At 45.3% G+C, this 26,097-nt stretch carries 18 protein-coding genes and 1 tRNA gene; 6 read left to right on the top strand and 13 right to left on the bottom strand.

Annotation, left to right across the window (positions count from 1 at the left end):
* Positions 1–489 precede the first annotated feature (489 nt).
* The 5 genes from ACZ5QV_RS03765 to cofD form a co-directional block, all read right to left on the bottom strand.
* Positions 490–1,080, bottom strand: a complete 591-nt coding sequence (locus tag ACZ5QV_RS03765) for an METTL5 family protein (RefSeq protein WP_464601286.1) — start codon at positions 1,078–1,080, stop codon at positions 490–492.
* A 493-nt stretch (positions 1,081–1,573) separates the two neighbouring features.
* The gene (dph2, locus tag ACZ5QV_RS03760; protein ID WP_464601285.1) at positions 1,574–2,581 is read right to left on the bottom strand and encodes a diphthamide biosynthesis enzyme Dph2; all 1,008 of its coding nucleotides are present in this window, start codon (positions 2,579–2,581) and stop codon (positions 1,574–1,576) included.
* Entirely contained in the window at positions 2,562–3,131 is a 570-nt protein-coding gene (hpt, locus tag ACZ5QV_RS03755) for a hypoxanthine/guanine phosphoribosyltransferase (protein WP_464601284.1), read from the bottom strand. Before hpt ends, dph2 begins: the two co-directional genes overlap by 20 nt.
* 565 nt (positions 3,132–3,696) lie before the next feature.
* Positions 3,697–5,661, bottom strand: coding sequence for an FmdE family protein (locus ACZ5QV_RS03750; protein WP_464601283.1), 1,965 nt, complete (start codon positions 5,659–5,661; stop codon positions 3,697–3,699).
* Between the two features lie 841 nt (positions 5,662–6,502).
* Positions 6,503–7,429, bottom strand: coding sequence for a 2-phospho-L-lactate transferase (gene cofD / locus ACZ5QV_RS03745; protein WP_464601282.1), 927 nt, complete (start codon positions 7,427–7,429; stop codon positions 6,503–6,505).
* A gap of 399 nt (positions 7,430–7,828) precedes the next feature.
* Between cofD and iscB (ACZ5QV_RS03740) the strand changes: the two genes are divergently transcribed.
* The 6 genes from iscB (ACZ5QV_RS03740) (at position 7,829) to ACZ5QV_RS03715 (ending at position 12,186) form a co-directional block, all read left to right on the top strand.
* Positions 7,829–9,076, top strand: a complete 1,248-nt coding sequence (gene iscB / locus ACZ5QV_RS03740) for an RNA-guided endonuclease IscB (protein ID WP_464601281.1) — start codon at positions 7,829–7,831, stop codon at positions 9,074–9,076.
* A 48-nt stretch (positions 9,077–9,124) separates the two neighbouring features.
* Positions 9,125–10,339 (top strand): HD domain-containing protein, encoded by a 1,215-nt coding sequence (locus tag ACZ5QV_RS03735; protein ID WP_464602025.1) that lies wholly within the window; start codon positions 9,125–9,127, stop codon positions 10,337–10,339.
* Positions 10,336–10,689 carry a prenylated flavin chaperone LpdD gene (lpdD, locus tag ACZ5QV_RS03730; RefSeq protein ID WP_464601280.1) on the top strand — a complete coding sequence of 118 codons (354 nt, stop codon included), beginning with the start codon at positions 10,336–10,338 and terminating at the stop codon, positions 10,687–10,689. Before ACZ5QV_RS03735 ends, lpdD begins: the two co-directional genes overlap by 4 nt.
* A 52-nt stretch (positions 10,690–10,741) precedes the next feature.
* Positions 10,742–11,293 (top strand): UbiX family flavin prenyltransferase, encoded by a 552-nt coding sequence (locus tag ACZ5QV_RS03725; protein WP_464601279.1) that lies wholly within the window; start codon positions 10,742–10,744, stop codon positions 11,291–11,293.
* 70 nt (positions 11,294–11,363) lie between these two features.
* Positions 11,364–11,441, top strand: a tRNA-Pro gene (locus ACZ5QV_RS03720).
* 319 nt (positions 11,442–11,760) lie between these two features.
* Positions 11,761–12,186 (top strand): hypothetical protein, encoded by a 426-nt coding sequence (locus ACZ5QV_RS03715; protein WP_464601278.1) that lies wholly within the window; start codon positions 11,761–11,763, stop codon positions 12,184–12,186.
* Positions 12,187–12,918: 732 nt separating this feature from the next.
* On the opposite strand, the gene ACZ5QV_RS03710 is transcribed toward ACZ5QV_RS03715, so the two are convergent.
* The 8 genes from ACZ5QV_RS03710 to iscB (ACZ5QV_RS03675) form a co-directional block, all read right to left on the bottom strand.
* Positions 12,919–14,604, bottom strand: coding sequence for a methylamine methyltransferase corrinoid protein reductive activase (locus ACZ5QV_RS03710; RefSeq protein ID WP_464601277.1), 1,686 nt, complete (start codon positions 14,602–14,604; stop codon positions 12,919–12,921).
* Positions 14,605–14,951: 347 nt separating this feature from the next.
* Complete coding sequence (locus ACZ5QV_RS03705) at positions 14,952–16,019, bottom strand: CobW family GTP-binding protein (RefSeq protein ID WP_464601276.1); 1,068 nt, start codon at positions 16,017–16,019, stop codon at positions 14,952–14,954.
* Positions 16,020–17,055: 1,036 nt separating this feature from the next.
* Entirely contained in the window at positions 17,056–18,075 is a 1,020-nt protein-coding gene (gene mtaA, locus ACZ5QV_RS03700; protein WP_464601275.1) for a methylcobamide:CoM methyltransferase MtaA, read from the bottom strand.
* Between the two features lie 119 nt (positions 18,076–18,194).
* Positions 18,195–19,802, bottom strand: a complete 1,608-nt coding sequence (locus tag ACZ5QV_RS03695) for a TCP-1/cpn60 chaperonin family protein (protein WP_464601274.1) — start codon at positions 19,800–19,802, stop codon at positions 18,195–18,197.
* Between the two features lie 193 nt (positions 19,803–19,995).
* Positions 19,996–20,226 carry a hypothetical protein gene (locus ACZ5QV_RS03690; protein WP_464601273.1) on the bottom strand — a complete coding sequence of 77 codons (231 nt, stop codon included), beginning with the start codon at positions 20,224–20,226 and terminating at the stop codon, positions 19,996–19,998.
* 155 nt (positions 20,227–20,381) lie between these two features.
* Positions 20,382–22,280 (bottom strand): uroporphyrinogen decarboxylase family protein, encoded by a 1,899-nt coding sequence (locus tag ACZ5QV_RS03685; RefSeq protein ID WP_464601272.1) that lies wholly within the window; start codon positions 22,278–22,280, stop codon positions 20,382–20,384.
* Positions 22,281–23,272: 992 nt separating this feature from the next.
* Positions 23,273–23,986 carry a helix-turn-helix transcriptional regulator gene (locus ACZ5QV_RS03680; RefSeq protein ID WP_464601271.1) on the bottom strand — a complete coding sequence of 238 codons (714 nt, stop codon included), beginning with the start codon at positions 23,984–23,986 and terminating at the stop codon, positions 23,273–23,275.
* Between the two features lie 285 nt (positions 23,987–24,271).
* Complete coding sequence (gene iscB / locus ACZ5QV_RS03675) at positions 24,272–25,693, bottom strand: RNA-guided endonuclease IscB (protein WP_464601270.1); 1,422 nt, start codon at positions 25,691–25,693, stop codon at positions 24,272–24,274.
* Between the last annotated feature and the right edge of the window lie 404 nt (positions 25,694–26,097).

Below are 26,097 nucleotides of genomic sequence, written 5' to 3'. Positions count from 1 at the left end.
AGTTTTTGAAACGATCTCCCCTCCGCCAATGCTGGATATGCCTGTCATGTGTAGCGCACCGTTCCTGGCTCTCAGGGCTTTTTAATGCTACACAATAGGGAATTGGCCTGAGGAAGTCTCCGAATGTATCATGACATATTCAACCTGGTCAACAGTGACCTTAGTAGTTCTGTCCTCCTTTGCAGGAGTGGGTCCACATCGCCCCTGTTATACTGGCTTGTTAACGGCCTGAACACTTTCCCTTCCTCTCAGGGATGTTTAATCCAGATCGAAATCTCCGAGAACGTGTGGAGTATTCTCGAATATCATGACCAGTATAACGAAAGGTTATTCAATCAGGGACTTGTCGAAACAAGCCCCCTCCTCAAAAACCTGAGTCCTCAGACGAAGGTTTTAGGGGGTAATTGACCGTGATTAAATCAGGAGTCAGGCTGCACTTCAATATATCTGTTATCCGTTTCCTGCGGATTTTTAGCAGCCAGGTGAAACTCAGGACCGGGTTATTCTGTATATTTCCACTTCAATTACCTCACGTTCCTTTTTGTGAAAATCAAAGGTCTTTTTGATCGGAAACCCGGCCACATACGAATGTGTAATTACCGCAGGCTTAATGAACTTTTGGATGAAAGCGAGGCTTCCGCGGTTGTGTATGGAATATATCCTCTCGCTCGTTCTTAATGCTGCCGAAAGGAAAGGTCGGTCCTTTCCCTTGACCCTGGCTCCGAAAGGCGGATTCATCAGGGTGGTTTTTGCAGGTTCTGAAACTTCAGAGATGTCGGAGCGGATAAATTCAACATCGACTCCCATCTTTTCCGCATTTTTTCTTGCAGTCACCAGGGCTTTTTCGTCGGTATCAAACCCGACCACCCTTTCTGCCCCGAGCAGTTTTGCCCCTATTGCAAGTATTCCGGTTCCACAACCCAGGTCGTGTACCGTACCCTCAAGGTCTCCCTGCATGTAGGCGAAATGTAAAATTTCCGCTGCTAGCGGAGCCGGAGTTGGATACTGCTCAAGCTCAAGGTCCGGCTCGACAAAAGCCTCTACCTCTTCAAGCAGCATCTCAAGTTTTCTCTGTTTCATTTTCCCTGTTTTGTTATATACTTATTCATCATCAAAAAAATATTTTCCACAATCAGGCCCCTTTTTCGGGACGGCTTACCCCTTCTCCGGCACCGGGGTAGCTTAGGAATGGCTGAAAAATAACTTCATATTTTCAGTCAGGAAATCACTTTATACCCATACAGGTTGTATTTTTGTTGATTGAGACATTTGGTGTGTGCATCCAAACCACGGAATGTCACGGAAAAGCACGGAAAAAGAATGCCTGAAGACGCCAATTACGGCTGCTCTGGCGTTTTTTAGTCCGCTTGAGTGAGCGAAGCGAGCGAAACGGACCTCGTGCTGTTGCACTTGCAGTGCAACTCCCAGTAAATCTTTGATTTACTGCGATCCCGAAACGAAACTCGGGTATTTAAAGTCCCGGCGTACTCACCGGCCATCAGGTCGGTTTCCGTGTGTTCCGTGATTAAGAAATGGTAAACAAAAATACTTGATATTATATTTGACTCATTCCTTAAATACTGTCATCCGTGATTTCGTCCAGGACGAGTTCCTCCCATTCCCTTTCTCCTAGCACTATTTCAAGTTCCTGGGGGGTTAGCATGGGAGCCGGAAAACGGCCGGCCTCATCAATGGCAAGCCTGGGACATGCCGTATTTACAAAAGCGTCCACCTTGAACTGGAGGAGCTGTTCGGGTATGACCAGGTCTATGAGGATAAGGTGCGCTTTTTTCCCGTGTTTTTCCACAAGGGCCTTGAGGGAGCGAGCAAGTTTCATCCGCATCTGCCCGTTTTTACTTGAAACAATTATACCGAAGACCTCTGCGTCCAGAGAATTTCCTATCACCGCGCTGCGCTGACGAAGGACCTTTGAGGGGTTCACTTCCCGGACTTCCCCCATAAAAGGGTTAGCTGCAAGGACCCTTTTTTTGGTCGAGAGAGACACCCCGAGGGGGTGAAAGTCCCCGCTCCCTATGTAAAGGTACTCGTCACAGGCTTCGGCCCGGGCCGCCGTAAAGTTGCAGCCGAGCACCTGGCCCCTGTACGCAATCCGGGAGTCTCCGGTCCCCACGACACAGGTTTTCCCGTGGGCCTCAAGCAGCTCGCAGGCCTCGGGTAATTTATGGACGTGCTGGACCGTGGTAATTAGCCCTATCCTCTGCCCCCGGAGTTCCAGGACAGCTTTTTCGACTACCGGCACGATATCAACGGCCGAGCGGGTCTCGATGAAATAGATTTTCCGGGTAAGCTCGGTATCTTCAAGTTCGGCATGTCCGAAATGGAAGAGGAGGTCCACATTTGAGAGCAGGGTCTGGTCCAGGTCGCAGGCCCCGAAACAGGGATCTCCTGAAATCATGATTTCCGCACCTGTTGCCTCTTCCACTCGCTCTGCAAGCTCGGGACCTTTTCTTTTCAGGCCCTCGGGAAACTGGAATCCGACAACTTTTGCCCCGGTTTTTCGGATAACGCTTATTATATACTCAGGCCGGAAATCAAAAGCTTCACTTATTCTCACAGACATCTTTAATCTCCACGCCTTTTTCGCCCACTTCAATGCTAACGAGGATCTTGGGCTTGACTCCCAGTTCTTCTAACTTATCGGTGCCTACCCCTCGTCCGATCACAGCCACAACATCGCTTATCTCAACCCCCATATTCTGAAGGGCCTTTATGAGTACGGAGAGAGTCCCTCCCGTACTGATAACGTCATCCACGATCAGGACCCTGTCGCCTTTCTTGAGTCCATTTATGTAGAGGCTGCCCTTCGAGTAGCCTGTGCTCTGAGAAAGCTCGACTTCCCCTTCAAGGAAGTAGGGGCGTTTCCTGACAATGGATAAAGGAAGGCCGGTCTTTAAGGAAAGGACGCTTCCAACGGGGATACCCATGGCCTCAATGGTGAGGATAAAATCAACGTTAGTGTCTGCGATTTCCCGGATGTGATCGGCAATCTCTTCAAGCAGGCAGGGTTCGATTGAAGGGACTCCGTCCGAGATCGGATGGATGAAATAGTTGTACTCTCCCCTTTTGATAATAGGAGCGTTCACGAGGGAATCTATCAGTCTCTTAAGCATGGTTTTAACTCTTTAATTGATTAGTATATGTTTAAAATTTAAAATATCTAAAAGATGGGCCGGAGGTAAGCACCATGCCTTCACCGGCCGGAAAAATACCAAAAATAATTCTAAATTCTACCGGGTATCAAACAAATTAAACATTATAATATGAACTTAAGGGAAAAGAAGGCCCTTGATAAATAGCCGTTAATCGTGATTTTGGATAAATTGAAGGAAAATTTTTGGATAAATTGAAGGAAAATTATGGTTTGTCGCCTTATGCATGGGATTCATAATAGATAACGATATCAGTGAAAAGAATATTTGATACATTTAATATTTAATAACTAATTATAATAAGAAGGATATAACTCATCGAAAAAAGAAGAAATAATAGATATATCAGGCATTTTTGTCTTATTCATCCGGCCTTACTGATGTGAACTCCCCCTGCTTGCCTGAGCTTATCATTTATTATAACAATAAAAAATATAGAGGGCATGCCATAGGCACACCTCTCTGTGTATATTTACATGCAGTGGATTTTTTGGATAAATTCCAAAGCAGCATAGTCCTTAATTATTTAAATAACTCCAAGAACTGCGTAGGGATTTACACCTGCCAATTTCATTTCTGTAAGGTCTTCAGCATCAATTTCGTAGCTGGCTATTTCATAAACAACCCTGCTGTCTTTTGGATTGTCTATAAGCCACTCGTCCATAAGATACTTGGAAGCCCAGCCTGCGTCGTCGGACCTGGCCCCGCATTCTTCTCTGACTACATCAAAGTCAAAGCCCATAACAACCGCATTTCCGGAATTGGAAGTTGAATTCCAGATCACATAGATTCCCGCGGGATTATTTCCTATAAGGTTTATCTCTTCAGTGGTCAGGTCTTTTGCCCAGTAGTTTCTGATACCCGGAGTTGCGTCCCAGAGTTTAAGGAACACATCTTCCTTACACCAAACAGGGCAGCCAAATACAACATATTTTTCAGAATCTCCAAGAGGATAATGCTCTTCTATGTATTCACTGATAATATATCCGCTGGATACCCCCGGACAGAAGTGGTTGTGAAATTCAACACTCCGAACCAGATTCGAGTCCATTCCTTTTGCCCAGCCGTTTGCTATGGTTACGATGGCAAATTCCTGGCCCTTGAATACTTTGTCTTTTATTTTTTGGTTCCAGGCAGCCTGGGCTGCAAGGGATTTATAAAGCTCATCGAAATCTATGTTTTCCTTTGAGTTGTAAGTGATTTCTCCGTCTTCGATTATCGTGAATACACAATTTCCAGAGTCTTTATCAAAGACAGCAAACCAGAGATGGCTGAATTTTGAGTTCTGAACATTGATGAAGTTCTCGGTAATACTCAAGCCTTCTTCAAGAAGCGTGGGATAGAATTCATTAATATAGGCTTCTGTTCCTTCAGGGCAACCTATGTTGCTAATAATTAGGGTATTCTCAGGGCTGAATTTATCTTCCTCTCCCAGACCCAGTTCTTCTTTTGCATTGTTAAAAAGCACATCTGTGCCTTCTTTTGCCGGATTCAGTAATCCAAGTTCCACATAGGGGTTTACGTCAGCAAGTTTCATGCGGGCAAAGTTATCAGCATTGATATCAATGCAGGCAGCTTCACTGACAACTTCGTCATAGCTGCTGTCCAGCAGACAAAGGACCATCTTGTACTTAGAAGCCCACCATTCATCAGCAGGGTCATTTTCGCATATCGAGCTGTCATAGTCTAGAACAACTGCTTTCCCGGAGTTGCTCTTTGAGTCCCAGACCACAAAAATTCCGGCCGGATTTCCTCCTAATTTTTCGTTCTGTTCTTCCGTAAGTTCTCCATTCCAGAACTTGTGTTTTCCAGGTGTACAATCCCAGAGTTTAATGAAAACATCTTCCTTGCACCAGGTCGGACATCCAAAGACTGTATAAGATTGGCTGTCTTCAAGAGGGTAGTTGGTTTCCATCCACTGAGCAATCATGTATCCACTTAACACTCCAGGGCAGAAATGGTTGTGGATTTCCAGGCAGCGGAGAAGTTCATAGTCAATTCCTCTGACGCAAGCATTGGCAATTGTGAAAATTGAAAATTCATATCCTTCAAAAACCTTGTTGTTCATTTTTTCAGTCCAATTGGCCTGATTTGCATCAAGGTAAGCGAAATCGATCCTTTCTGTTGCTTGGTAGGCAACATCTTTTCCTTCAACCCTGATATATGTACATTTTCCGGATCCTTTATCAAAGAAAGCAAACCAGAGGGGGCTTATTGCAGGGTTCTGGACATTTACCAGGTTTTCCGTAAAGACCAGGTCGTTTTCAAAAAATTGTTCAAAAAATGCGTCTCTGTATGCCCAGGTATCCTCAGGATAGCCGAGGTTTGTAATTATAATGGTGTTTTCCCCGATTTCTCCGATTTCATTTTCAGCTGCATTGAATATATTTTTGGCAAGTTCGTTGCCGTTTGCAGCCGATGCAGGCATTACGGCAAGTGCAAAAACAAGCGTCATCAAACACGCGATTCGCAGTATTTTTCCATTATCCATTTTAAATAAATCTCCTTTGATTTTTCAATATTAAATTGACATCTTCCAGAAATTTTTAAAATTTTACAAATCCTGCGTTTTTCCAGATTATTCATGTTTTTTAGTAAATACGGCTGCCCAAATATCGGTAAAAAAGGAAAGTTCACACAATAAATACCTTAGGAGTCGTCACTGAATAACCTATGCATAATTTCTATTGGGTGTGTTGATTTTCATGATCAAGGTCGCCAATAGAAATTACAATAAATGCTAAATTGCGTAGGTTATTTCGTTGCGGATCCTTAGAGTACTCTAAAAACAAGACCTTTTTGAACCAACAGTCTACAGCCAGATTCGATGTTATAAATATTGCCAATATCCTAACTAAATGCATATTATAGTGATAATAATTTACACTTAGTATTACTAAATTGATTATAAGTATTATAAAAAAATACCTACATTTGATAAAAAGAGCTATTTTATATAGGACTTATTACATATATCTTACACAGTTAAACAAAAAAAATGAGACTTTTTATTATATTTTGGTTTTTAGTATTTCTTCCAAAACCATGCAATACAGTAAAATATTAATTATACAGAGACAATCTATATAAATATGGGAAATAAAATATTGAAATCGAAAAATCAATGGTAAAAACGGTGACCTATGGCAAAATAATAACTTCATTTCTGTGTCAACAGCGGTTTACCTTTCTCCATTTTCTTCAGCCGATACAGGCAGTGCAAACAGAGAAATTATAAGAGCTGCCCGGCATGTAAAATGCAAAATATTCGCAGAAAAAAGCTTGAAAAGAAGAATAACCCTAAAAATGAAAAAAGGTGAGGTCTGCCCTGTTCAGGCAAGTTCCTCGAAAATTTCAAGTACGAAGCTGGCAAGTTCCGCACTCTTCTCCTGCGAGGTCATGAGGGTATCGGCCCTTGCCACCCCGCACCCGAGGCTTTCAAAAGCGGATTCTTCCGCACTGTCCCTTTCATCGAAGATGAAGAAGTCCAGGAAATCCTGGTAGTGCTCCGCAACTCCGAAGGAGGAGACCTCAAGCCCGCAGGCTTCCATGAGTTTGCCTGCCGGCCCACTTATCGGGGCGTTGCTTATGATGGGGCTGATGGCCATGACGGTTTTCTCTTTTAAGAGCTCGCGCATGTTTTTGAGGCCCAGGATTGGCCCTATGCTTGTTATGGGGTTGCTCGGCCCTATAAGGACCAGGTCGTCCTTTTCAAGGGTTTCGAGGACCTTTTCCGAGGGGGCAGCCTTGGAAAGTCCTCGGATATCCACTTTGAGTATATCGGGTTCCCCGTGTTTTCCCACCCAGAAGTCCTGGAAATGCATTGGGGGGGCCTCGGGAGTTTCGATAAAGGTGGAGACGGGGGCATCGGACATCGGGAGAACGGACGCTTTGACTTCGAAGAGGGCCGCGAGTTTTTCGGTTGCCTCCGTTAGGCTGTCTCCTTCCTTCAGGAAAGCCGAGCGGAGGATGTGAGTTGCCCGGTCCAGGTCCCCTATCATCATTCCTTCATCGATTCCGAGTTCCTTCATGCGTTCATGAGTCCTGAAAGTGTCCCCCTCGACTCCCCACCATTTCTTCCGGTCGATCCGGTCCGATAAGAGATAGAGCACGGTATCAAGGTCAGGAGATATCAGGTTTCCTGAGACTTCGAGGTCTTCGGCAGTGTTCACAACAACGGTCAGTTCGGATTCGGGAAAAACGGTCCTGAGCCCGTCAAGCAATTTTGGAGTGCCGGTGCCGCCTGAAAATATAATCATGAGTTTTTACCTTTGTTAGTTTTTTTTTGTAGAGTTTGCTGGAACTGGTTCAGCTTTTGGTTTAGCTTTAATAGTACGCAGGCATTGATAATGGTAACCTCAATATATAGTCAACTACCCGCCACTAAAGTGACGGGCATGTAATGTGCCCTGGTTGACCAGATCACCGATTAAGGAGCTTAGAAAATTCGGTAAACGATACGAAAGAATATTATAGTTACCCTGAAATACCGCCTCAGTTTCAGGCTCTAAGGATGCCGGTTAAACAGTCTTGAGAGGTAGGGACAGTGCTTTCATCACACAAACCTTTCAGTATCAGATCGAGAGGAAGTCGAATTCCGGAATTGACTCCATCAAGCCCGGATACGCATAACCCTATTCAATTAGGAGTAATTACAAATGTTTGTATTTGTACAGAACATAGATGGAAATCCATTGATGCCCACCAACCCGGCAAAAGCCAGAATTTTGCTAAAAACCGGTAAGGCAAAAGTGGTCAGAAAAATACCATTCACTATCAAGTTGCTTTACGAAAGTAAGGAGTACACTCAGCCCATTATTGCAGGAGTCGATTCCGGATCTAAAGTTATTGGGTGTGCTGCTATTGCTAACGGAAAAGTAATTTATCAATCGGAAATCCAGTTAAGACAAGACGTTTCTAAAAAGATGGAGCAAAGGAGGATGTACCGAAGAAACCGGAGAAGCAGGAAAACCCGGTACAGGCCCGCAAGGTTCAATAATCGGGCAGCTTCGAAAAGAGAGGGAAGGCTGGCCCCTTCCATTCGAAGCAAGCTGGAATCACATATCAGAGAAAAAAACTTTGTGGAATCCATCTTACCAGTTACGAAGTGGAAGGTAGAAACAGCTTCATTTGACATTCACAGGATCACAAACCCGAAAGTTTCAGGTATTGAGTATCAGGAAGGCCCACAAAAGGCTTTCTACAATGCAAAGGCTTTCGTACTGGATCGGGACGGGTACAAATGCCAGCACTGCAAAGGCAAATCAAAGGAAAAAAGGTTAGAGTGCCATCATATAATTTTCAGGTCCGATGGTGGACCCGATACGCCCGATAACCTGATTACCTTATGCCGTACCTGTCACGAGGCACTCCATGCGGGAGAGTTTGAACTAAAGAAAAAGAGATCAAAAACCAAGCACGCAACAGAGATGGGAATTATCAAGAGCCAGCTTAAAAAATCAGAATGGGAGTTTGAGGAAACATTCGGTTTTGAGACCAAGTTTAAGAGAGAACAGTTTTTAGAGCTTCCAAAAACTCACTATAATGATGCTATTGCTATCTGTTGCGAGGACGGGGAAAAGGTAAAGCCGGATAACACTGTTTACCACAAAAAACACGTTTCTTCGGGGGACTACCAGCAAACGAGGGGCAAAAGATCTGAGAAGAAAATCCCGACTGCTAAATTATTTGGGTTACGAAAATTCGACCGAATCAAAACCATAAAAGGAACTGGTATCGTAAAAGGCAAACGGGCTTCAGGACATTTTGCTATAATGGATATTTTCGGAAATAAAATATCAGATAGCGTCAATGTAAAAAAATTCTGTGAGCGTTTGTCTGCAAGAACAACAACATTAATTCAAATGGTAGCAGGGGTGGAGTTGACGCATTCCTCTCATGCCTAAAGGCACGGGTATCCTGCTGAGTTTTTCATGACATCTGTTTTAAAAATGATGAAGGTTGTCCTCGATCCTGTGCACGGTTACATTGAACTGGACGATATTGCCCAGGACCTTATCTCCACTCCCCGAATGCAACGCCTCAGGCGGGTAAAACAGCTTGGTTTTTCAAACCTGGTCTACCCGGGGGCCAACCATACCCGTTTTGAACATTCCCTGGGGGTCATGCACCTGGCATCCATGCTGATGTCACATGTTGATTCCGTGTCCGAGGACCAAAAAATCGAACTGAAAGTAGCATCCCTTTTACATGATGTGGGGCACGGCCCCTTTTCCCACGTGACGGAAAACATAATTAGCAGGTATACCCGGAGGAAGCACGACGACGTAAAGGATCTTATCGGGAAAGGAGAAATCGGGGAGGTCCTGGAAAAGCACGGCTTAAATCCCGGAAAACTTGCCCGGCATATCAAAGGGGAATCTTCCATAGGGCAGGTCCTTAGCAGTGAAATCGACGTGGACCGGATGGACTACCTGGTCAGAGACGCCCATTACACAGGGGTTGCCTTCGGGGTCGTGGACTATAACCGCCTGATTAATAAAATGCAGTTCTCTGAAAACAGGCTGGTTGTGGCCCTGGGGGGTCTGAAAGCCGCCGAGTCCCTGCTTGTTTCCAGGTTTTGGATGAACACTTCGGTCTACTACCACCACGTAACGCGCATCTCGGAGGCCATGTGCTCAAAGGCCGTGGAGACTATGATCGAAGAAAAGAAACTTGACTCTTCAAGGCTCCAAGGGATGGACGATATCGACCTTGTGGCCGCCATGCGCCAGGCCGGAGGCCATGCGAGCGATCTGGCAAGGAGGCTGGATGAACGGAGGCTTTACAAGCGGGCCCTCTACACAGGGTTTGAAGAGGTGGGGAGAGGAGTGCTCAGGCACAGGGGAAAGGTCGGCAGGCTGGAACGGGAGATTGCCAGTATGGCCGGAGTCGAGCCCGAGGATGTTCTCGTAGACATCCCGAAGATGCCCGAGATGCTGGAAATGCGGGGCCTTATAAAAACCGACCATAAGATAATCCCCTTAAACGAAGCCTCTCATTTTGTGTCCATTCTTCAGGAGGCCCACATAGACAACTGGAGGATAGGGGTTTACAGCCCGAAAGAACACTGTGATGCCGTGGAAAAAGCGGCAAAGGACTTTTTTGACATAAAGAAAAATTCAAAGCAATTTAAGTTAAGCGAAATCGGGGAAGGGAATTTGTTTTGAACTGCATTAAAAGTGAAGCCGGAAGAATCAAACTCGTACTCGACATCAAAAAACTGGGGAAAGACTACCTGTTGACCCTGACCGGAGGAAAAGAACACGTCGGGGCCGTGGCGGTGGGACTTTTTGACGAAAAGAGCCAGCGTGCGAGTTCTTCGGTAATCACCCTCCCCGGCCACCGGGACGACCGGATTGCTCTGGAAGGAGCCAGGCAGGTTAGCAGGGCCACCCGGAAAACAACGGTGTTTGTGGTGGGGATCCATTTTGATAACATAAGCTCTGAGGAGATTGAGTGGATCGTCCTGGCTTCGGAGAAAATGATTACAGAATTTATTGACGAAGTTGATGAGTAAAAAGGTCGAGTGGTAAAAACCAGGTAGTAAAAACTGAGGAGTGGAAAAAACAATGGAAATCATAGTAGGGATCAGCGGGGCCTCGGGGGTCCGGTACGGGATCAGGATTCTGGAAGCTCTGGCAGAAAAGGGTATAAAGACCCATCTTGTGCTGACGGAGGCCGCAAAGCAGATCATAGAGCTCGAAACGGATTATTCTCCGGAAGAAGTGGAAAAGCTTGCCACCTGGGCCCATGCCCCCAAAGACTTTACAGCCTCTATCGCGAGCGGCTCGTATAAGACCGGAGGGATGGTAATTGCCCCATGCAGCATGAAGACCCTGGGCACGATTGCAAACGGGATTGGGGACAACCTGCTTTCAAGGGCTGCGGACGTCTGCCTCAAGGAAGAACGAAAACTCGTCCTCATGCCCCGGGAGACTCCCCTGAACCTTATTCACCTGGAAAACCTGGTGAAAGCTAAAAAAGCAGGAGCAAGCATCCTCCCCGCCTGTCCCGGCTTTTATTCAAGGCCCGAGACCCTCGATGATATTATCGACTCCATGGCAGGCCGGGCCCTTGATCTGCTCGGGATTGAAAATGATCTGGTAAGGCGCTGGGAATAAAAAAGGAAATATAACTTCCCAATCGGAAACTATATATATGATGATGACCTTTGAGGGGAAGTACCCAAGTGGGATAGTAGGGTAGCTTGGTCCATCCTCGAGCGTTTGGGACGCTTGGACCGCGGTTCAAATCCGCGCTATCCCACCAAATTTTCTATGTCTGTTTTTTCAGTTTCGATTTACCAAAACATCTTATGTGTATATTCTTTTTGAGCTCGTTTTGTTTACCTTTTAATATTTTGTTTTTCTTTTCCTGTTTCAGGGAGATCTTCCTAAATAAAAGGTAATTTTAATACAGAAAACCGACTATCTTATTTTAGGAGTTGCTCATACTTTTTCATTCTTTGAAGACATACTCCATTAAGGATTATTCATTTGAAAATTTACTCTTTGAGAAATTGACCGTAGAAAAGTTGCTCATTGAGGAATCATTCTATTGGGCCTTATTTAAGCAGGGGTAGAAAACCATGGAACAGATAAAAGATTTACTTGAAAAGATAGTCGATAACAAACTGGTATCTGCTGAAATTTTCAGTTTTACGGACAGGTTAAGGGAGAGCATGAGGCAGGGAAATCCTATTGTCAAGAACGCCTCGAAAACGAACATCGAGCTGCTTGAGACCTATTCCTTCGCCCTGCAGAAAGTGGAAATGACGGAGGAAGACAGGGACAGTCAAATGAGGGCCGCAGACTGGAGGGAACACATCGACGACTTCAGCAAGCTCAAAATATTCGTGGACGAACTGCAGCGGAGCGAACTTGTCTCCAACGTCTCCTGGAACGTCGGGGGGATGGCAATCTACGACATCCCGAACCCCGCCAGCTATAGAAACTTCGTTTACTGGAAGATCCAGTCCGTCCTGAACAACATGCTGCTTTTCGAACAGCTCTAAATCATTCGGGATCAAACCATTAAAACGCAATGCTGTAAAAAAAGAGCACATGTCCCATTAACCCGGGCATGTGCAGCCCCCATTTCCCCGAAAAACCGGAACTATTTATAAGCTTTTTTTATAACCGAATTTTGCTATCCGGATGAGTTCCGAATTGATTCTTTTTAGGAATGATGAAAATATAACTTCAGGTTTTATTTTGGGAGTTGCTTCATACTCATACATATTGTGTTTTTGTGTGAGGGGGTGTTTGGTGTGTGCATTCAAACCACGGAACACACGGAAGACACGGAAAAAGACGGCAGAAAGACGATATTTAAGGTTGTTCTGGTGTTGTTTAGTCCTCTTGAGCTCGCAAAGCGAGCGAAACGGACCTCGTGCTGTTGCACTTGCAGTGCAACTCCCAGTAAATCTTTGATTTACTGCGATCCCGAAGCGGAACTCGGGGAAGACGGAAATTACGGTTTTCCGGTATTTTTTAGTCATCTTTAATGAATCAAAGGGTCGTTTTTGAATCCTATTGCATAAAGATCCAACTTACTCACCGGCCGCAGGCCGGCTTCCGTGTTTTCCGTGGTTAATAAATGGTAAACAAAAATACTTGATATTATATTTGACCCATTCTTTAAAAAACCCGGTTATCCAACGGCCAGCAGGCCGTTTACCGTGTCGTGTCTTTCCATGTTTTTCCATGTCGTTTCTTGTCGTTCTGTATTTTTCTGTGGTTTATTCTCAAATTTTGAAATCGCAGTACCCGGCCACTTCCTCGCTCACGTCCCTGCTCTGCAGTTCGCCTGCATTCGGCATTGAGACATTCTTGAAGTCTAGCGCGTTTACAGGGCAGGCCTCGGCACAGCGCCTGCAACTTGTCCCCAGACAGTTCTGGGTGATACAGCTTGCAAATCGTTTTCCGTCTCTTTCAATGGTTGTCAGAGCATTTTCAGGGCATTCCTCGTTACAGCGCTTGCAAAAAATGCAGTCTTCTACGGGAACTTCGATGACAGTCCCTATATCCCGGACGATTTCGATGACCGAACTTTCGGGCCCTTCGATATCTTTTGCGGCTCTCCTTTCCAGTTCCGGGGCCTGGACTGGTTCCGGGAAGGGGGGATATTTGTACATTTTCATGAATTTTGTGTACTTTTTCAGGGGCATGCCCTCGGTCCAGTAGGAGAGCTCGCAGACATAGATGTTCTTGAAGGTGTTAGAGGTCGCCATCATCAGGTGGTCGGCCGTGATGCTGTTGGCAAGGGCAATAACCTCGTCAAGCCTGGACTCGTCCAGCACAAGTTCTCTCGCAAGGGCTATCGAGGTGTTTCCGAACTGCACGGTTTTCTTCGAGAAATCCGGACAGGAACCGATCTTCCTGGCTTTCCTGGCATCCACGTAGGTCCCCGTGGCCCCTGACATGTAAACGTTTTCCAGGGCCTCGAAGGAAAGCCCGGCTTCCAGGATCAGGGTCAACTGGGCCGCTCTTATGGCTCCGATGGCCTTTCCGGCTTCAGCAATGTCTTTTTCCGTAATCTCAATACCCTCGCCCAGGATAAGTTTCCCGTTGGGCAGTTTCGGAGGCTGTTCCATCAGGCCCGTTTCAATTGCGACGGCAATAACTGCAATCACTCCGGTGCCTGTAATCCCCACGGCGTCAATCCAGCCCTTTTCCTTAACTTCTCCCGTAACGGGGTTTACGAGGGCTCCGGGTTGTCCTTCCATCCGGTCGTCCAGGACCGTGAGCCTCCAGTAAGCCCCCTCTGGGTTCACGTCCGCAATCGCCCCCGGACTTGCGACCATCCCGCAGCTTATACCCTGCCCTTCGATTGCAGGCCCTGCGGCTGCGCTTCCCGTGATGATCCTGTTTCCCACCTTTATCGCCATCTCGGCGTTCGTGCCGTAATCGGTAACAATAGAGACCTCGTCCTGATTGAGGAAATCGGTCTCTATCATCATTGCCAGGGCATCGGCTCCGATTTCATGGGCAATTGCCGGGGGCACAATGATTTTGCAGTTCGGCATATCCAGGACGCCTTCGAATATTTCAGATGCCGGAAAAACCCTGGCCTCCCGCGTTACATTTTCAACCCCAAGGCGTTTCTGCATGTTCTTCCCGGCATAGGCCAGGTCCCTTATCTCCGATTTCTGGAAGAGGGAGAGCTGTATAGGGTTTCCGCAGACCGCCAGTTTTTCAACCTCTATGGGGTCCACTTCCAGGGTTTCAATGACCTTTTTCACCGCGTCCATAATTATGCAGTGCGTAACCTCTTCTCCCACTTCCAGGGCAAAGTCCAGGTGGTCTATGACATTTCCTCCGGGGAGGGGATGTCTCATCGTCATTGCGGTTCTTACGGTCTTTTTCGATTCCATATCAATTAGATGTGCCCTAAAACCGCTGGTTCCCAGATCCAGTGCAATTCCGTACATTTTTGTCCCTCTTTTTCCTCTTTCCATGTTAATCAAGATAAAAACAAACTAAAAAAATAAAAAATAAAAAATAAAAAAACAAAAAAATAACAATGAATGGCCTGTTGCTAAGGTCGGAATTCGTAATCAGTTACAGGTGATTATTGCAGGTGATCATTGCCGGGGAAATGTGTTGTACTATATTGTTTTTCCACTGTCGACAATACTTTTTTAGATCTAAATATATATAACATAATTTGGGGTGTTTTATGCGGGTTTTTGATAATTCAGGCCCCTTTAATCTGATCAAAGGCTTTGATTTCCCATACGTCGGAAAACGACGAAATTCCATAACTCCGAAGGGGTTTTTAGAGTTTCATCGGAAGGCCCTGATTATGCATTTCAGTGTGTTTTAAAGTCTGCTTTATTTTTTCAACCTCAAGTTGCTGGCTCTCAAATTGCCCTAATACGGCCGCATCCACGAGTTCGGCAAGTTTTTCTCCGGAAACATCCGTCAGGGCCGAGAGCACCTTTATTTTCGACCGCGTGCTTCCGGTCTGTTCAAGGACCTCAATTTCAGGACTTTCATAGGCTGAAGTCACACTTCCCTTTATCCGGGTGCCCTGGTGGGTGAAAGAAAGCTTTATGTGGCCTGTAAACTCGGGGTTCAGTTTCCTGGCTTCATCCCTTATGTTTTCAAGGATTTGTCCAGAAATCGAAATGGCATTTTCAGGGCTAATTTCCCGGGCTCCAATTTTAAATTCGGAAGAGTAAGCCGAAACCCCGGAAATGTCTATTGAATTTCTTTTAGGCCCCCTCTCCGCTGCATTTTCTCTACCGAAGCCTCCCAGCATTCCCCGGAACTTTTCGAATTCTTCTCCCCCCTCCCTGGCTGAAAAATGGAGCATCCTGGCTTTCGGGTTAAGCCTGCGCAGGAAGACACAGATTTCCAGAAGCCTTTCCTTTCCTATCAGGTCGGCTTTGTTTATGGCAAGGATTTCCGCGTCCTCTATCTGGTTTCTCATGAAGTTCTGGAGTTTTTCAGGATCGGTGTTCAGACGGCTGGCGTCCACGAGGGTCACTATCGGGGCAAAAGAAAGGTCATAAAGTTTCATATCGCTTATAGTGTCCTTTATCTGCGCTGGAAACGCTATGCCTGTGGGCTCTATGATCACGGTGTCCGGAGAGTACTCTTTTATCAGGGTTTTCAGTGTGTCCTGCAGGCTGATCCTGAGGGTGCAGCAGATGCAGCCGCTTGTAAGTTCCCGGGTCTCAACCCCGCTTCCGGAAACCGTGTCTCCGTCAATTCCGATTTCCCCAATCTCGTTGACAATGATAGCAGTTTTCTTTCCCTGCCTTTCCAGGGTTTCCAGCAGCTTTCTGATCGTTGTGGTCTTCCCGCTTCCAAGAAAACCCCCGATTATCATGCACTTCATGGTTTTACCAGCCCTCTGTTCGGTTTTATTGCAATAATTTTTAATCTATTTTAGAAGTTGTGAGTTTGAGGAATTTATACCGGTGATTTTTACCGGGAAATGTTTTGTCCCTTTTTGTTTTCGCATTGCCTACAATACTTTTTTAAATCTAAATATATATAACATAATTTGGGATGTTTTATGCGGGTTTTTGATAATTCCGGCCCCTTTTGTTTTATCAGGCCCTTTAATCTGATTAAAGGCTTTGATCTCATGTACGCCGAAAAACGACGAAATTCCATAACTCTGAATCCAGCGGTTAAAGGTCTGATTATTCGTTTGTCATCTTTTTTAAAAAAAGGGTGGCAAGGAACTCCTTTCACCTGGAGGTTTTAATGTGAGGATCCCTTGCCGTTTTCGTGGTTTTTTTAAGGTTTTTCGATGGTTTTCAGTACCCTTTTCCAAACCCGGAAATGGCAAAACCAGGTTTGAATTTTTGATACCTCTGTACTTTTCCAAACCCGGAAATGGCAAACCGGGTTTGAATTTTTGATACCTTTGTACTTTTCCAAACCCGGAAATGGAGTAACCGAGCTTGAATTTCTGCTACCTTTATATTTTTCCAAACCCGGAAATGGCAAACCGGGTTTGACTTACTGCTACCTTTATACTTTTCCAAACCCGGAAATGGAGGAACCGGGCTTGAATTTCAGGTATTTTTCTGAAATCAGGTGGTCAGGCTGCCTCTTATTTGCCCGGAGGTTGTGGGCTTGAGGCACTGCACCTCTTCTGATGCACTGGTTCGAATCGTCAGGGTTCCTGCAAAATGGCAAAGCAAGTCCTTTTTCATCGTTTTTCAGCTATTTTACGGATATAGACCCTGATCCCGGACATCCACATTTAAATGGCAAATCCGTGCTGTCCGGGAAAGGGCGTTGAAGGTCTATAACTCGCTTTTCTGGAGATCTATGACCACAGTGCTTTTGAGAGAGGGATGAGCACTGTCATCAGCGTGATAAATTTTTGGGTTTGTTGGATTTTTTGGATTTTTGCTTTTTTAGGCGTAGTACTCGTTTCTTGCTGCAACCATGGCCTTGATATTTTCAAGAGGAGTCATGGGAGCAATTCCGCAACCAGGGGCCAGTACATCGATTCCTTCTTCAAGGGCCTGCTTTGATTCGGTCTTGATTTTATCCTCGGGGCCAGGAAGCAGGGTGAAGGGACTTGAGATGTTTCCGACAAGGGCTGCTCTGTCTCCGATGACCTCTTTGGCCTGCTTTACACTGCCGATCTTTTCTTCAACGCTTAAGCCTTCAAAACCACAGTCGGCCATGTAGCTCAGGACCGAGTTCACGTTTCCGCAGATGTGGAGGATGGTAACGGAGTCCACACTTCCGGAGAACTTCTGGAGCCTGGGCTTGAGACTGTCTCTGAAAGAGTCAGGGCTCATAAGGTCCGGGGAGGCCACGGGGTCTGCAACGGAAATTATGTCAGCGCCTGCTTCGACCATTGCATTTGCGTAGATGATTGCAGCTTCGGTGGCGAGGTCCAGGACCTGTCCAAAGAGTTCAGGCTTCTTTATGGACCACTTCATAAAGGACTTCACGCTTGAGAGGTCAGAGGCAATTGTAATCGGGCCTTCCATACCCCCGATTATGGGAACATCAGGGCCGACTTTTTCCCTGACAAGCTTTATGGCTTCGAGTACTGCCGGGATTCTACCTTTCTGAAGGAGGTCTTCGGGAATTGCTGCGTCGTCCAGGGTCTTGGGGTAAGGATGGCCCGTGACAGAGGGCTGCCTGTTCTTTGTTCCCATGTTGATTTCACAACCCATTGCCTCGACGAGTACGGTCAGGCAGTAGGGGACCCTGACAGATTCAAGTCCGCTGAGTTCATAGTTTGCGATAGCGAGCTTTGCCATGAGTTCGGCGTCAGTGTGGGATTCCGGCCAGGGTGCACCCACTTCGTCCATGAGTTCCACAATTCCTGTCTGGGTTACGGAGCAAACCGGTACTTTGTCAACAGCTTCGCCTTTCAGAGCAGCTAAAAGTCTCGTTTTCATAGTAAAATTACTCATATCTGTCACACCTTTTATTTTTATATAATCACTTTTTAGTATAATTATATTTCGGTATAATTATTTTTTATATGATTTTTATATTTAATCGCACGTTTTCCATAGGAAATTTTTAAATTTTATCTTCTGGGGACTATTTTGTCAATCCTCAGGATGTTGCGGGCCGTTTCGCTGGCTGAAACAAGGGCCAGTTTTTTAATGGTCGCCGCATCGTAAACTGCCGGTCCTTCGGCCGTCACCTTACGGGAAGGGTCAATCCTTGCTTCTTCTCCCCTGCCATATGCGCTTCTCATCTGAGTCATGGCATCAATGACGTTCATGCCTGCGTTTTTCGCAAGGGTTTCGGGGATTTTTTGAAGGGCGTCCGCATAAGCCTGGACGGCAAGCTGTTCTTTTCCTTCGAGGGTGGATGCAAAGAGCCTGAGCATGTACGACAGTTCGAACTCAATGGCTCCCCCGCCGTTTACTATACCCCTGTTTTTCAGGAGAAAGGCCGCGTTGTTGAGGGCATCATCCACAGCTTCTTCAACCTTGCCAAGCCCGTATTTCGAGGGTTCCCGGATGAGGATGGTGGAGATCGCGCTGTTTTTTACGGCAATGAAAACAAAGTTTTCCCGGTTTTGTTTTTCGGTCCAGATCCTGTCGGCTTTTCCCAGCTGCTGTGTGAGCTCGTCATTGCAGGTCGTTATGGGAGCCCCGGTGGCGTCTGAGACTTTTTCAAGGTCCTTTAGCTTGAGCTTCTTGAAGGCAAGTATATTACTGTCCCTCAGAAGGGTTTCAATATGGGGGTCGATGTCCCCTTCACAGAAAAGGACTTTTGCGCCGCTTGATATTATTTTTTCTGCGATCCCTTTGCAGATTTCCTTTTTCTTTTCCTCAAAGAGGAAAGCGGTGTTAGCGCAGTCCATCCTCAGGTTGTGCTGCGGGTTGAGGTATTCACTTTTTATCTTGAGGTCGTAGTTCAGGATGAGCACGGCAGGCTCTTCAAAGTCCCGGAGCATGTCGGTCCTTGCGGGGTTTTCGTCAAGTATGATTCCCTCAAGGACCCTGATTTCGGGGCCGCCTACTTTTTTCAGGAGCTTTACATTCCTGTTAAGGTCAAAACGGCCTCTCGTTTTTTCATTCAGGTGGGCTGTGACTTTCAGGACAGCTTCTGTAATTTCCTCTGCCTGATGCTCTTCCACGCCCTTGCTCCGGGCCGAGCACATGACTGCGGTTCGCAGTTCCTGTTCTCCAGCCTCTTTAATACTGTACTCAAGCATCTCGTACGCTTTTCTAAGGGAGAGCTCATAACCCCTGATTATCGTCGTGGGGTGCATCCCCATATTAATTAACTCAATAGCGTTTTTGATAAGGTTGCTTGCGAGAAGCACTGCGGTTTTTGTCCCGTCCCCGCAGGCCTTATCCATGGATTCGGCAAGTTTTTTCAGGGAAGTCACGATAGGGTGAAGGACGTCCATTTCTTTCAGGATCACTTTCCCGTCGCTCGTGAGGAAGATGTCGTTTACCGGGTTTACGATTATCTTGTTCATTCCCTTTGGGCCCAGGGAGGATGCCAGCAATTCGTCAATTTCGGAAACGGCCCTTTCAAGCTGGTCTATAAGGTTATCTTCGCTTACGGGCTCTTTTATCATGACCCTGTCTCTGACCGTCTTTACCAGCCGGTCCATTCCAGCCGGTCCTGTAAGGCTGCCCTGACTTCCCGGAATATTTATCTCACTTGCCATTTTTTCGCTCTCCCATGAATAACATGAATATTATGCAGACCTTTATTCGGGTCTTATGCAGACCAGAATTCCGGAGGCCCGTCTTCAGAGTTCTGTTTTGAATGTTTATTTTTTGGAATTCCGTTTTTAGAATTTCGTTTTTAGAATTTCGTTTTTAGAATTCCATTTTTAGAATTCCGTTTTTAACGTTTTTTTAAAACTCTGGTCCCCTCTGTGGATAAACTTCCTTAAACGGAGTATATGGGGTGTTTCGGGGATCTCCGCAGGCGTCATATTTCAGGGGGTAATTTTCAAGAACTGAGTAGCGGAAGAAATGTCCATTTGAGGAATAGCTCATGTAGTAACTGTAGTTCCGGGTACTGCTATACGGAAACGATGTCAGTTCCTCTTTCTCTTCAATTTCTGTTTTTCCGAAGGATTCCATTTTTTTTCACCTCTGTCACGGAAACGATTCGATGCTCGGGATCTTCGCTATCAGTTCAGGCCTTTGGGAATAGGGATAGAGGCGGTCCGGAAAGACCGTCCCATGTCTATTTTTTCAACTAATTCTTTTATCTCCGGGAATTCTGGCTTTTCAGCTTATCCCATGATTTTCTTGTAGAGTTCAGGACCCTTATCTGCCACAGTGTATGTCTGGGCGGTGATGGAGTCACATGGACCCTTTGGTGGGACTTCACAGCCAGTTGAAATCACGTACTTGGACTGCATTCCGTTCTCCTTGAGGGTGTTCAGGACGCTCTCCTGGAGGACCATGGTGTCGTTTCTGATCTTTTCAAGACCTTCGGGGCTGTTGTCCATGAATATGACCGGGCTGACTTCGCCGCCGAACATGACGTCCTTGCCGTAGTTCTCAATGAGATACTTGTGGTCTCTGGACCCCTTGTCTACCTCATCCGGATAGTGAGTGTAGCTGTAGTACTGGGTGTTCCACTTGTTGATGAGGTCCCAGTGGGGAACGTCAGCACAGTTGTGGATGACCATGGGCTTGTCGTATTCCTTGTAGAGTGGAGCGAATACGTTCTGCAGGAGCTTGCCTTCAGTTTTCATGTACTCGTCTGAGCTCATGATGACGTTGTTTGTCCAGAGGGTTACCAGACAGAGGTTGTCGGGCTGAGCTTCCTCGAACATCATCTTGGCCATTTCCTTACAGTACTCGGTGGTCTTTTCAAGGCCCTTGAGGACGGCGTCGGGGTTGGTCTGGAGGTCGGAAAGCACACGGGTAGCTCCCATGATCTGGGTCAGGGCAACCATTGGGCCTTCGAAGAGTGCAGTGTGGCATGCGTCGAGTTCGTGGGCCTTTTCGGTTGCAAGTTTGCTGCCCTGGATCAGGTTGTAGGCACGGCTGTCTTCCGTGATCTCGGGGACTTCCATGCTTTCATAGTCTTCAAGGTGCCCGACTGCCGCAGGGGTGTCTTCTTCAGGGAATCTTATTTCTGCACCGAAGTCGCCGGCAACCACACAGAGGTCGGTAAGGCCGACGAAGTTGTCTATGTTGAAGTACTTGATACCGCCGTAGACACTTTCTGCGTACTTTTCTGCCTTTGTAGTATAATCTTTGTAACTGCAGTCGGGTACGAACTTTCTGGCAAGTCCACAGACGAGGGGAGCTACCGGAAGTCTGTCTACCTTCTTGTCCTGGAAGGCTGAAACGAACCTTTCCTTCTTGGTCATCGTTTCGTTGAACTTGGGCACAACAGTGTCGTATTCTGAAACGATGGTCTCGGCGGTGACAAGGCCGATGTCGGTAGTGTCTTTAGGAGCCTTCTTTGCGAGGATCTCCTTGTACTTCATTTTGTTGTCAACAATGGTTTTGTCTTCCCATCTGGAGTCCGAAAGTTCGCTTACAAGGGAGTTGAGGGTACTTACTGCCATGCTTGCGTCAAGAGCTGTCCCGTCGGCTCCGATCTTGCTTGAGTAATCTGATGAAATAGGAGCGCCGCCAACCATTACAACAACGGAGTCTCTGTATCCTGCTTCCTGAAGTTGCTCAATGACAGTTTCCATGCCGCCCATTGTGGTTGTCATCAGGGTGCTCATGGAAATTGCGGAGGCCTTGTGTTCCTTTGCGGCTTCCACAAACTGTTCAAGAGGAACATCTGTTCCGAGATCAATGGCATTGTATCCGGCAGCCGATATCATTGTTTTTACAAGGTTCTTTCCGATGTCGTGGACATCGCCCTGCACTGTCCCGATGATAACGTTTTGAGGGGCTGTGCTTCCGTCAATGTTCATATAGGGGGTCAGGATTTCCATTCCGGCATACATGGCATCGGCTGCAAGCAGAAGACTGGGTACAAAGGCTTCTCCCCTTTCATACATGTCACCGACGATTTTCATTCCTCTTGCAAGGCCTTCTGTGATTGCTTCATAAGCATCGACACCTTCGTCGACTGCTCTTTGTGCAAGCTCTTCTGCAATATCATCGTCGCCTTCGACCACAGCATCCGCTAACTCGTTAAAAATATCTTCTCTAGCCATTGAAAAATCTCCTTTTTTCAGGACGAGAAGGGCCAGAATCTCCCTGTTTGTTTCTGGTCCCGGCATTCCTGTTTTTTTGTTTTATAAGCATGGGCAGAGACCCTCCTTAAGAATCCCTGCTGCTCGATTTCATATCCCAGCAGTCAGTAACGTGACCGGAAAAAGTCATTTTTACATCAGGCGCTTCCTGATAAAAATGGCCTTTTCCCGGATCTCGGAAGACCATCTTTTCTTAAAGTTAATGACTATTTTAAAGTTATCCTTGATTTTATATAGCATGTCCGCTACTGCTTTTTAGAAATTCTATAATATTTCCCGGCATCAAAAAAGAGTATTTGACTTCTTTTACAGGAACTTTGTTTTTTCCGGGGTTCCTTCTTTTTTATCCCTTGAATTTTTTTATATTCCTATAAAATAATACAGGATTTATTTTTATAACCCTTCACTTTCTTACTGGCAGAGTTATTTTTGAGAAATTGGGTAAAATGATACTCGTGAAAAAATCAGATTTTTGGAAAATTAGAACTCTTAAAAAATTAGTTCATGTGATAAAATAACACTCGTGAAAAAATAGATCATATGAAATAATAGATGCCTTCAAAAATAGCTTTTTCTGGAATGTCCTGGTTTTTTTGTGTTGTTATCTGCTTTCTTCCAGGTTTTTCTGTTTTCCTTATTCCTGTTTGCCCTCAGTATGCATATTCTGCTATATATATTTATCGATTTTCTTATCTTTTAGTTATTCGAGTTCTATAGCCTTTTTAATGGGTAATACAATTTATTCTAACATATATAGATTTTGCTTTCCTTTTTTGAACAATTCCACATACGGCTTCGTTGAAACCTCTGACAAAAAAGACAAAAATGCGTTCTGTTATGAAATTGGGTACATTGGACTGAGAAAACTCCCTTGCTTTAGCAGGGGTGTTTGTCCTCAGTCCACAGGCAGGAAAGTCCCCCCTGAACTCGGAAGGCGGTATGCAGGAGGCAGTTTAGTGAATTTGTTCAGAACGTTCGATGTAGTAATCAGCCAGTTCATTACCCCATTCAATGGCACTTTTACTGAAACTTTCGATCTTCCTGTGGTCAAACTCTCCTTCTTTTCCGAAGAGTTTCAGTATCATGAATTCATCCGTGACTATGAAAGAAGATGGCTTCATTTCACCTTTGTAGATGTAAATAGAAGCCTTGTTTTCAATCAGGGTCTTGTATTCATCTTCAAAGTCATCCTTCAACCTGTTGTATACCTTTTCATTCAGGACCAGCTCCACTTTCACGCCTTTTTTTGCACATTCTGCCTGTATTTTAGGACAATCCGGGCAGAAGAATGAATAGAAAGTCCTGAGCTTTGTTGTCCTTGACAGCATCCCTTTTAAATTTTCAGGGAACTCAAAAAGGTGGTCCAGCTCAGGTTCTTCCAGTTTACATTTCCCAAGCATGTGAAGTTTCTTCATCAAATGTGGGGGAATCGATCTCCTGTCATGCTTTGACCAGTAATCCTTGTTTCCTTCGAAGATCTGAAGAAGTTCGGTTAAAGGCAACATTTTTTCAACAATTATCTCTCCGATGTCCGATAATTCATAAGTATTTCCTGTCTGGACAATGATATCCATGTCCCTTAGTTTTTTTATCTGTGGCATTATCGCACATGCATTGCCTTTAAGTATGGTTTTTATTTCATCAACGTCTTTCGGCCCCTTTGCCAACAGGATAAGGATTTTCTTCCTTTTCTCAGAAAAAAAGATTAAATCTATCAGAGAACTCATGGTATCAACTTTTGCCCTCATTACCGGAAAATTCCCGGATCTTATTATAGTCTGTACTCTCAATAATTTACCTCAAACAGCAGAAGACTCCTTCCTCGATGTTTCTAATTGAAAATTAGAAACTCCTGTTAAACCTATGGTTTAACACGACAGTTCCGGCTTTGTCGGAACTGGCAGGTGGGAGATGAATGCGTCGAGACTACGGGGGCCGGATTCTATATTTTTTTAACGTGGTACTGATTGGTCAATCCAACAGAATCCTTTGCCGTACTTTACAATTTTAACTTTTTGAATATTTACTACTTTGGATGATTTAATTGCTGAGGCTCGAAGTTTCACATACTTTCCGTAATTTTGTGCTCCAGCTACATAATATAGCTCTCCTTCGTACTCAACTAAATCCATTGGCTGAATTGGATAATGATTTTTCCTTATGCTGTATCTTCCTTTCTTTGTTTTCCTACCCCTATACACTCTCAAATTTTCCCCGTTAAGATTTTTGTTTCTGGTAGTTCTTCCAGAATTTAATTCCTGTCCGGTTTTTTGAGTGCCATCCCTCAAATCAATATACTTCGCATCGTAGAATTTCGAGAGGCTTCTGTTATTTCTTCTTATTTGTCGTATTTCATGGGGAGCATATCGAGCCTGAGTTCCCCCTCCAGCAATACAGAAGGCATCGGTTGAATGAGTTTTCTCAAGATTAAGCTCGTACCTTTTCGCTTTTGTGACATATCCGAAAGTGTGCTCAACATCATACTTTTCTTTTAAAATATCAATGAGCTTCCAGCGTACTATATTCATGAATGTAGCATCTTTGAAGCCTCTTACCTTTGGTTTCCATGTTAAAAGGAATCCTTTGTGGTTTTTTTGAGTATGACACTTATTGCAAAGTGTGATAAGGTTCTCAGGCCGATCAGAACCACTGTTACTTCTGTACTGGATATGATGCACCTGGAGCAAAGGCTGTTTTGATGTGTTTTTGCAGTCCGGGTTCTGGCAAGAGTAGCCGTCTCTGTGCAAAATATAGGCCCGAACGTTATTGTAACCTGCCTGTTCCCCTTCCTGATACTGTTTGCCTTCCATTTCCGGATTTTTGATTTTTTGAATGTCGAAGTTCGCAACCTCGACAACGATTTTTGTTATGGGCAAGATTTCGGCAAGATCCTCTATTAATCTGATATGGCTTTCAAGCTTATGCGTGATAGATGGAGCCAACCAATCTTCTTTGTTGGTGTTTTTGTTGTACCCAGGTTTCCGGTGTCTGATCTGGTTTCTTCGGTTTCCTCGGTACATTCTCCGCTCTTCGTTTCGCTCTGGTATTCCAGCAAGAAGTTTTACCTCTCCTGAAATAAGTTCTTCTTTTTCGGAAACTGCCGAAAATCCTATGTTAAGGAACCCAGTATCGATTCCCAGGGTTATTTCCTGAGTATTTTTTCCCGATGGATAAAGAAGTTTGATAGTGAAAGGATTCCTTTGTACCACTTCCGCACGTCCTTCTTTTAGCAATATTCTCGCTTTTCTGGGTGACGTGGGCATTAGTGTTTCTTTTTTGTTGTTAATAACAAAGACCTTCAAAAGTTTTGTCCTCCTTGATTGGAGTGGGTCCACATCGCCACTGTTATACTGGCTTGTTAATGACCTGAACACTTCCCCTACCTCTCAGGGATGTTTAATCCAGATCGAAATCTCCGAGAACGTGTGGAGTATCCTCGAATATCATGACCAGTATAACGAAAGGCTATTCAACTAGTGTCGCGTCAACAACAAAGTGTTTAGTAATTACGAGCTATTATAATTGATTTCATGCGACATTACATGCATGACATTACACTAGGGACTTGTCGAAACAAGCCCCCTCCTCAAAAACCTGAGCCGTTAGGCGAAGGTTTTAGGTGGGGGTAGTTGACTTATTGGAGTCGTCCTGAGCAATACATTCTCTTTATGAAAAAAATTCATTTTTTGAAATGTGGGAGGTATTGTGCCATTTTTTAACTCCGCAGGCGGGAAGTCCCCTTCCTCGATGTTTCTAATTGAAAATTAGAAACTCCTGT

The sequence above is a fragment of the Methanosarcina baltica genome (assembly GCF_055394095.1).
Note: the sequence above shows the minus strand (reverse complement) of the source record. Positions and strands in the feature narration are given on the sequence as shown.

Coding starts and splice junctions, on each gene's coding strand:
- ACZ5QV_RS03685 (WP_464601272.1), bottom strand. CDS start 22,280: ATGGCTAGAGAAGATATTTTTAACGAGTTAGCGGATGCTGTGGTCGAA.
- ACZ5QV_RS03695 (WP_464601274.1), bottom strand. CDS start 19,802: ATGGCAAGTGAGATAAATATTCCGGGAAGTCAGGGCAGCCTTACAGGA.
- cofD (WP_464601282.1), bottom strand. CDS start 7,429: ATGATTATATTTTCAGGCGGCACCGGCACTCCAAAATTGCTTGACGGG.
- dph2 (WP_464601285.1), bottom strand. CDS start 2,581: ATGTCTGTGAGAATAAGTGAAGCTTTTGATTTCCGGCCTGAGTATATA.
- hpt (WP_464601284.1), bottom strand. CDS start 3,131: ATGCTTAAGAGACTGATAGATTCCCTCGTGAACGCTCCTATTATCAAA.
- iscB (WP_464601281.1), top strand. CDS start 7,829: ATGTTTGTATTTGTACAGAACATAGATGGAAATCCATTGATGCCCACC.
- ACZ5QV_RS03765 (WP_464601286.1), bottom strand. CDS start 1,080: ATGAAACAGAGAAAACTTGAGATGCTGCTTGAAGAGGTAGAGGCTTTT.
- mtaA (WP_464601275.1), bottom strand. CDS start 18,075: ATGAGTAATTTTACTATGAAAACGAGACTTTTAGCTGCTCTGAAAGGC.
- ACZ5QV_RS03690 (WP_464601273.1), bottom strand. CDS start 20,226: ATGGAATCCTTCGGAAAAACAGAAATTGAAGAGAAAGAGGAACTGACA.
- ACZ5QV_RS03735 (WP_464602025.1), top strand. CDS start 9,125: ATGAAGGTTGTCCTCGATCCTGTGCACGGTTACATTGAACTGGACGAT.
- ACZ5QV_RS03725 (WP_464601279.1), top strand. CDS start 10,742: ATGGAAATCATAGTAGGGATCAGCGGGGCCTCGGGGGTCCGGTACGGG.
- ACZ5QV_RS03715 (WP_464601278.1), top strand. CDS start 11,761: ATGGAACAGATAAAAGATTTACTTGAAAAGATAGTCGATAACAAACTG.
- ACZ5QV_RS03750 (WP_464601283.1), bottom strand. CDS start 5,661: ATGGATAATGGAAAAATACTGCGAATCGCGTGTTTGATGACGCTTGTT.
- ACZ5QV_RS03710 (WP_464601277.1), bottom strand. CDS start 14,604: ATGTACGGAATTGCACTGGATCTGGGAACCAGCGGTTTTAGGGCACAT.
- ACZ5QV_RS03705 (WP_464601276.1), bottom strand. CDS start 16,019: ATGAAGTGCATGATAATCGGGGGTTTTCTTGGAAGCGGGAAGACCACA.